Origin of the sequence: Streptomyces albospinus (assembly GCF_014648695.1) — a bacterium.
GTDB lineage: Bacteria > Actinomycetota > Actinomycetes > Streptomycetales > Streptomycetaceae > Streptomyces > Streptomyces albospinus.
This window is the reverse complement of record NZ_BMRP01000106.1, coordinates 1-6895: the sequence shown is the minus strand read 5'-3', so window position 1 is coordinate 6895 and position 6895 is coordinate 1. Positions and strand designations below refer to the sequence as shown.

Below are 6895 nucleotides of genomic sequence, written 5' to 3'. Positions count from 1 at the left end.
GCCGGCCGCGGCGGACGCCGCGCATTCGTCTCCGGCAAGAAGAAACAGAACACCATGAAGGCCACCGTCATCGCCGACCACAAAGGCCGCACATTATGGACCGATGCCCTGCGACCTGGCCGGATGCACGACGCGACCGCCGCACGCGACGAAGGCATCGGCGTCTGCTTCCAGCACTTTCCCGACGTGAAGGTGCTCCTGGACGACGGATACCTCGGCCTCAGGCGTGACCATCCCGGCCAAGCGGTCACCCCGCCCAGGAAGGCGAACAAGATCTCCCCACCCGAAGTCCACGAGGCCCGGGAGCGAGCCCGCCACCAGCACTCGTCCCAACGCATCACCGTTGAACACGCCCTGGCCGACCACAAACGCTGGAAGCAACTCCTGCGCTGGACCCACCGACGAGATGCCCTGCCCGCCACCTATCGAGCCATCGCCGGCCTCGTCTCCGACCGCGTAACGACAGTCTGAACATCAGCCCTCGACAAGACCACCACGCCCTCACCCACTATCACGCACCAACTCGTAAGCGTACAACGTTCCTGACGTGCGACGATGGCTGCACAGCCAGCACATCGGCGTCCGCATCGCCCGCAAGGGAATCGACTCAAGTGAACGACTGGGCCGTCGCCGGTGGGTCATCGAGCGCACGATCTCCTGGCTCACCGGCTACCGCCGACTGTCACCCCGCTACGAGCGCCACCCCCACAACTACCTGGCCTTCCTCGGCCTCGCCGCGACCCTCTGCTGCTACAAACACCTCGGCAAACTGACCATGTAGGACACGGTCTTAGCCCTGATCCACCGGTCGGTGGCTGGCCCAGGGCCTGGACATGAAGGCACGAATGCCCTCTGAGCTGGGGTGATGGGACTCGCGACGGTTCCGCATCCACGGTTCGAGAGGGCATCTGCGAGATGCAGTCTTCTCGTGCCGCTTCGGCGGTCTCCGTTGTGTTCGACGAGCCGAACTTGATGGCGGATGCGGGGCTGGTGCCGCTGGTGCGCCCGGCAGGGCGGGCCCGGTTGCCGCACCTGGCCGGGCAGGCGATCAGCTCCTGCTCGACAGCCACCGGGAGTTCACCAGCTCGCGGCACAAGCCTGTCCCAGCTCGCTTGCGACGCTCGTCGCCTGGATCGGAGGTTTGGCGTTCGCGGTCTACGTGGGCTGGTTCAGGCTGGGATGGCGGCGTCAACCACAACGGCGGCCATGGTGCGGGCGGCTGTCGTGGCGGCGCTGGGGTCGCAGTCCATCCAGGCACTGATCCCGGCGCCGTCGTGGAGCACTACCAGTTGCTGGACGAGTGACTTGGCATCCTTGGCGCCTGCCTGCTCGGCGAGGTCCAAGAACATCCCGTGCAGCCAGGTGCGGTAGGCCAGCGCGGCCTCCTCGACGACACCGCCGGGTGGGCCGCCGGCACTCGCGTTGACGAACGGGCAGCCGCGGAACCCCGGCTCGGTGAACCACAGACCTCGCACCTCGAACGCGCCGACCAGGCGCTCCTTCGGAGTGTCGTAACGGTCTTCGAGCTCACGCGCCATGCGCTCGGCGGTCGCGGCCTGCCGCGCCTGGAGGTAGGCGCGCACCAAGCCGTCCTTGCTGCCGAATGCGCTGTACAGCGTTGCCTTCGCAACTCCGGCCTGCTCGATGACCCGGTCGATCCCGACCGTCTGCACACCCTCGGCGTAGAACAGCTCATCGGCGGCGGCCAGCAGCCGCGCCCGCGCTGCCGCGCTGCGTTCCTGCGGTGAGAGCACCTTCTGAGACATACCCGGACGATAGCAGACGGGTCTGTCTGTCTTCAATCGGTCGATCGCAGTTGACGCGCCCAGACGGTTCTGTCTAGATTGCGAGGCGTCCAAGACAGACCGGTCTGGGCGACCATTCGGAAAGGTGCATCCCATGCCTCTGGAGCGCGCGAACCTCCGCCCGCCGCCCCTCACTGCCCTGGTCACCGGGGCCACGTCCGGCATCGGCCGGGCGGTCGCCGAGCGGCTCGCCGCCGACGGAATATCCGTCGTTGTGACCGGCCGCAACGCCCAGCGCGGCGCCGAGACCGTTAGCGAGATCACCGCCGCCGGCGGCCATGCCCGGTTCGTCGCGGCAGACCTTGACGACCCGGCCGACATCGACCGGCTCGCCGCCGAGGTCGGCGAGATCGACATCCTGATCAACAACGCCGGGCAAGCCCGCCAAGCGCCGACCGAGGAGATGAAGGTCTCCGACTACGACGCGATGTTCGCCAGCAACGTCCGCGCGCCGTTCTTCCTCGTGGCGGCGTTCGCCCCGGCGATGGCGGCCAAGGGATCGGGCAGCGTGGTCAATATCGGCAGCATTGCCGCCAGCATCGGCCTGGCCACCAGCGCCGCGTACGGCGCGACCAAGGCCGCGCTGGAGTCACTGACGCGGGCCTGGACGGCCGAGTACAGCGAGCGAGGGGTCCGCTTCAACACCGTTGCCCCCGGCCCGGTCCACACCCCGATCGCGACCCCCGAGCGGCTCGACGCGCTCGCCCAGACCACCGTGATGAAGCGCAGCGCCGAGCCCGCCGAGATCGCCGAGGTCGTCGCCTTCCTCGCCTCGTCGAAGGCCAGCTACGTCACCGGCGCGACCGTCGCCGTCGACGGCGGCCGCACCGCCATCTGAACCTGCCCGCTCTACGAGGACAACTCTCATGAACAACACCTGTACGGCCTGAGCGCCGCCACCGCCGACGCCGAGCACACGCAATGAGACCGGCCGCACCAGCGGCAAGATCATCCACTCGGCGATCAACTGGGCATCGGTTTCCACTGAAGACGCCCAGCAACTGAATAACCATCCCCCCGCAACACATCCGAAAGAAGTTCTCCACCATGTCCCAGACCCCGAAGACCTCCGTACTCGCCGTCTTCGCCACCACCCCGCACACCACCCAGGACGACATCGCCAAGGTCATCGACGCCGAGCTGGCCCACGTCAAGAAGCTTGTCGACACCGGCGTCATCGACCGCGGCTACCACCGCACCGACCAGATCGGCGCCGTCCTGATCGTGAACGCCGAGACCACCGACGCCGCCAAGGAGATTCTGGACAACCTGCCCGCGGTCAAGGTCGGCGTCATCGAGCCGACGTCGATCATTCCGCTCGTCCCGCTGCCGCTGCCGCAGGACTGAGCCGCAGACCGGCACCCGGGCCGGGTACCCCTCCCGGCCCGGGTCGCCCTACTACAGAAGCCCACGTCATGCCCAACACGGACACCCGAGCCGGTACTCGAAACGCAGGCTCGGGTGTCCGTGTTGCGGACCTCTGGGGTGGCTCACAGGATGACTATCGGGAGTGCCGGACGCTTCACGCACATTCCGGTGTCGCCCCATCCTGCGCCATCCGCCGGCATCTGAGCCCCCATACGACAGACAGACAGGCAGACGGAGGCGGCCGGCCAGCCGGTGCGCCCGACCAGGAGGAACAGCATGCCCACTGTGACCACGCGTGACGGCGTTGAGCTGCACTACAAGGACTGGGGCAGCGGACGCCCGGTCGTCTTCATCCACGGCTGGCCGCTGAACGCGGACGCCTGGGAGGACCAGATGAAGCTGGTCGCCGACCACGGCTTTCGCGGTATCGCCCACGACCGCCGGGGCCACGGACGGTCCGCTCAGCCCTGGGGCGGGTACGACTTCGACACCTTCGCCGACGACCTGAACGACCTGATCACAGGGCTCGACCTGCGAGACGTCACCCTGGTCGGCCACTCCATGGGCGGCGGCGAGCTCGCCCGCTACATCGCACGCCACGGCACCGACCGGATCACCAAGGCCGTCCTCCTCTCGGCAATCCCGCCCCTGATGATCAAGACGGACAACAACCCCGAAGGCGTACCGGCCGAAGTGTTCGAGACCATCAAGAGCGGCATCCTCGCGGAACGTTCGCAGTTCTGGAAGGACTTCGCGCCAGCGTTCTTCGGCGCCAACCGCCAAGGCAACCAGGTCACGCAGGGCAACCTGGACGCGTACTGGCTCATGGCCATGCACCAGAGCATCAAGGCCGGCGTGGACTGCGTGACCGCCTTCGCCGAGACGGACTTCACCGAGGACCTGAAGAAGTTCGACATCCCCACCCTCATCGTCCACGGCGACGACGACCAGATCGTGCCGATCGACACCACCGCCCGCAAGGCCGCACAGCTCATCCCGAACGCCGTCCTCAAGGTCTACGAAGGTGCCTCCCACGGCATCGCCGCCGTCCCCGGCGAGAAGGAGAAGTTCAACCAGGACCTCCTGGGCTTCCTCCAGAGCTGAACCCGCCGTGGTGGAGCCAGCCAAGAGAGACCGTCTGCTCAGACTCGATCCATCGGTCAACTGCCCGCCCAAAGCCGGGACATGAGGACGCGAATGCCTCCTGACCGGGATGATGGGACTTGTCTTGGGTTCCACTTCCACAGATCGGGAGAACACCGCGAGATGCGATCTTCCCACGCCGCTCCTGCGGTCCGTGCCGTATTCGACGAGCCGAATCTGATCGCCCATGCCGGGCTGGCCCCGCTGATGCGGCTGGCCGAGCAGTGCGGGCTTTCGCGCCTGGTGGCCCAGAAGGTGAAGCTGACCGGGGCGAGGAACGGCGCGGGAGCGGCGGCGGACGCCAAGGTCACCAGCATCGTGGGCGGCATGGCCGCCGGTGCGGACAGCATCGACGACCTGGACATCCTGCGTCATGGTGCGATGCCTGCTGTGTTCACAGGGGTCCGTGCCCCCTCCACGCTGGGCACGTTCCTGCGCGCGTTCACCCACGGTCACGCTCTTCAACTCCATGCCGTGCACCGGAGGTTCCTGGCTGAACTGGCCACGTGCACCCCGCTGCTGCCCGGCTCGGGTGAGACGGCGTTCATCGACGTCGACTCCACCCACAAACGGGTCTACGGCCGAGCCAAACAGGGGGCGGAGTACGGCCGGTTCAAAGGCGTCCGCACCCTGCACCCCCTGCTCGCCACCCTCTGCACCCCACAGTCCCGGCCGGTGATCGCCGCAGTCCGGATGCGCCGCGGCAAGGCGGCCGACTCCCGCGGCGCCCCGAAATTCGTCAGCGAGGCCCTGGCCACCGCCCGGGAGGCGGGCTGCACCGGCACCCGCATCCTGCGGGCGGACTCGCAGTTCTACAACGCTGGTGTGATCGCCGCCTGCCGCCGGGCCGGAGCGTATTTCTCGGTCACCACCGGCATGAAACCCTCCATCAAACGGGCCGTCCACACCATCCCCCACCAGGCACGGCAGCACATCAGCTACCCGACCGCCGTGCCCGACCCCGAGACCGGAAAGCTCATCTCGGACGCCGAAGTCGCCGAGATACCCACCCACACCGCCTTCACAGGCCGCAAGAAGAGCGAGCGGGTCACCGCCCGCCTGATCGTGCGCCGGGTCCGCGACCTCGCCAAGCCTGCGGTCGTGGGTAAGCAGGGCGAACTGTTCCCCGTCTGGCGCTACCACCCGTTCTTCACCGACAACCCCGCCACAACGCTCCAGGCCGAGCGGGAACACCGTCACCACGCAGTCGTCGAGCAGGTCATCGCGGACAGCAAAACCTCCGCTCTGGCCCACCTTCCCTCCGGGCACTTCCACGCCAACGCGGCCTGGCTGACCCTGTGGGCGACGACCTACAACCTGCTCCGCGCGGCCGGTGCGCTGGCCTCCGCCTTCCACGCCAGGGCCACCACCGCCACCCTCCGCGCCCACCTGGTCCAGGTCCCGGCCCGCATCGCCCGCTCCGCACGGCGTATCACCCTGCACCTGCCGCACAACTGGCCCTGGCAACACGCCTGGACACACCTCTTCGACACCGCCCACGGCCCGGCCGGCTGATACGAACACCCCCTGCCCATCCCGCCCGCAACGGCCAGACCGGAACCACAACGTGGAAAATCTGGGCAGACCAGCAGATACCACCTGCCCACACCCAGCCACCGGCCCGAAGCCGACGCAGAAACCGATCAGAAGATCACTCTCAAACCAGCTCGGTGGATCAAGGCTTAGGGCGCGTATCGAGTCGTGATCAATGGGGGGCTCGTGTGAGGTCTTTGATCCAGATCATCAAGGCGCATAGGTGGAGCACGGCGAGGTGGCTGTCCGGGGGTGTCGTAGCGAGTGGCGATGCCTCGCCAGGCCCTCAGTTTGTTGATCAGGCGCTCGACGGCGTTTCCTTCCTCGTAGAGGTCGGCGTCGTCGCTGACGGGAGGCTGCCCCCTGGTGCGGCCCGACCCGCGTCGAGAGGCAGCACCCGGCCGGCACTGCCCGGGTGCTGCCCAGATCACCAGCCCCGCTTCGTGCAGTACTCCGCGGCAACTTCTGCCAGCTTCTTAGCCCCCTCCTCGATGCCCATGCTGGCAGCCTTGTGCCAAAGCTTGTGAGGACCTTGTGCCCGTGACGATGAACGTGGGGTGCAGCGGCAACCGCTGCAGCTCCAAACAAGGGAAGCATCAACTTTCCTTTCTGATATGGCATTTGGTGCCCAGGATTTCGGGTCAGCACTTTCAGGCAAGTCACCTGGAGGCACCACGTGCTGGGAGTGTCCCGTTGACAGGCGAGATCCAGCCAGAAGAGTGGCGGGGCGCACGGTGGTGCGAAAAGGGGCGCACTCAGTCATTCGCCAGGTCAGTCAGGCGACCTGACGCGCCCTACAAGGCGCGCCGCGGTCGGCTCGACGGCCATCCCGCGTACACCGTCGCGGCGTCCATGGTCGACGGCCTGGAACACCGCACCGAGCAGGCCGGGGCGGTGCAGTGACTTGAGGCATCTGGCGGAACAAGCACGCCGCCGACGAACGGCTACGCGGGGTGGTCGACAGGGCGAACGTTGCCTGATGCGGCACTAGTGTCCTGCGCCAGAGATCCGTCGGCAGAAGTGGGCGAGGGAGCCGAGGATTTCCT

The 6895-nt window shown here is 67.3% G+C and carries 6 protein-coding genes and 1 pseudogene; 6 read left to right on the top strand and 1 reads right to left on the bottom strand.

The genetic code is table 11. From position 1 onward, the window contains the following. Together IEZ17_RS41160 and IEZ17_RS41155 are read left to right on the top strand one after the other, a co-directional pair. Positions 1 to 471: transposase family protein (locus IEZ17_RS41160; protein ID WP_189308756.1), on the top strand; the 471-nt coding region annotated here is incomplete at its 5' end. Between the two features lie 103 nt (positions 472 to 574). After that, positions 575 to 781, top strand: a pseudogene (locus IEZ17_RS41155) (transposase); the annotation flags it as partial. A gap of 388 nt (positions 782 to 1169) precedes the next feature. On the opposite strand, the gene IEZ17_RS41150 reads toward IEZ17_RS41155, so the two are convergent. Then, positions 1170 to 1766: a TetR/AcrR family transcriptional regulator gene (locus IEZ17_RS41150; protein ID WP_189308755.1), complete on the bottom strand. Its 597-nt coding sequence runs from the start codon at positions 1764 to 1766 to the stop codon at positions 1170 to 1172. 133 nt (positions 1767 to 1899) lie between these two features. Between IEZ17_RS41150 and IEZ17_RS41145 the strand changes: the two genes are divergently transcribed. From IEZ17_RS41145 to IEZ17_RS41130, 4 genes are all read left to right on the top strand, one after another. Next, positions 1900 to 2643: an SDR family NAD(P)-dependent oxidoreductase gene (locus IEZ17_RS41145; RefSeq protein WP_189308754.1), complete on the top strand. Its 744-nt coding sequence runs from the start codon at positions 1900 to 1902 to the stop codon at positions 2641 to 2643. A gap of 209 nt (positions 2644 to 2852) precedes the next feature. After that, on the top strand, positions 2853 to 3152 hold the full coding sequence (locus tag IEZ17_RS44080; protein WP_189308753.1) for a YciI family protein: 300 nt from the start codon (positions 2853 to 2855) through the stop codon (positions 3150 to 3152). Positions 3153 to 3449: 297 nt separating this feature from the next. Continuing rightward, entirely contained in the window at positions 3450 to 4277 is an 828-nt protein-coding gene (locus tag IEZ17_RS41135; RefSeq protein ID WP_189308752.1) for an alpha/beta fold hydrolase, read from the top strand. Positions 4278 to 4439: 162 nt separating this feature from the next. Next, a complete protein-coding gene (locus tag IEZ17_RS41130) occupies positions 4440 to 5831 on the top strand; it encodes an IS1380 family transposase (RefSeq protein WP_189308751.1) in 1392 nt (463 codons plus the stop codon). The last annotated feature ends 1064 nt before the right edge of the window (positions 5832 to 6895 follow it).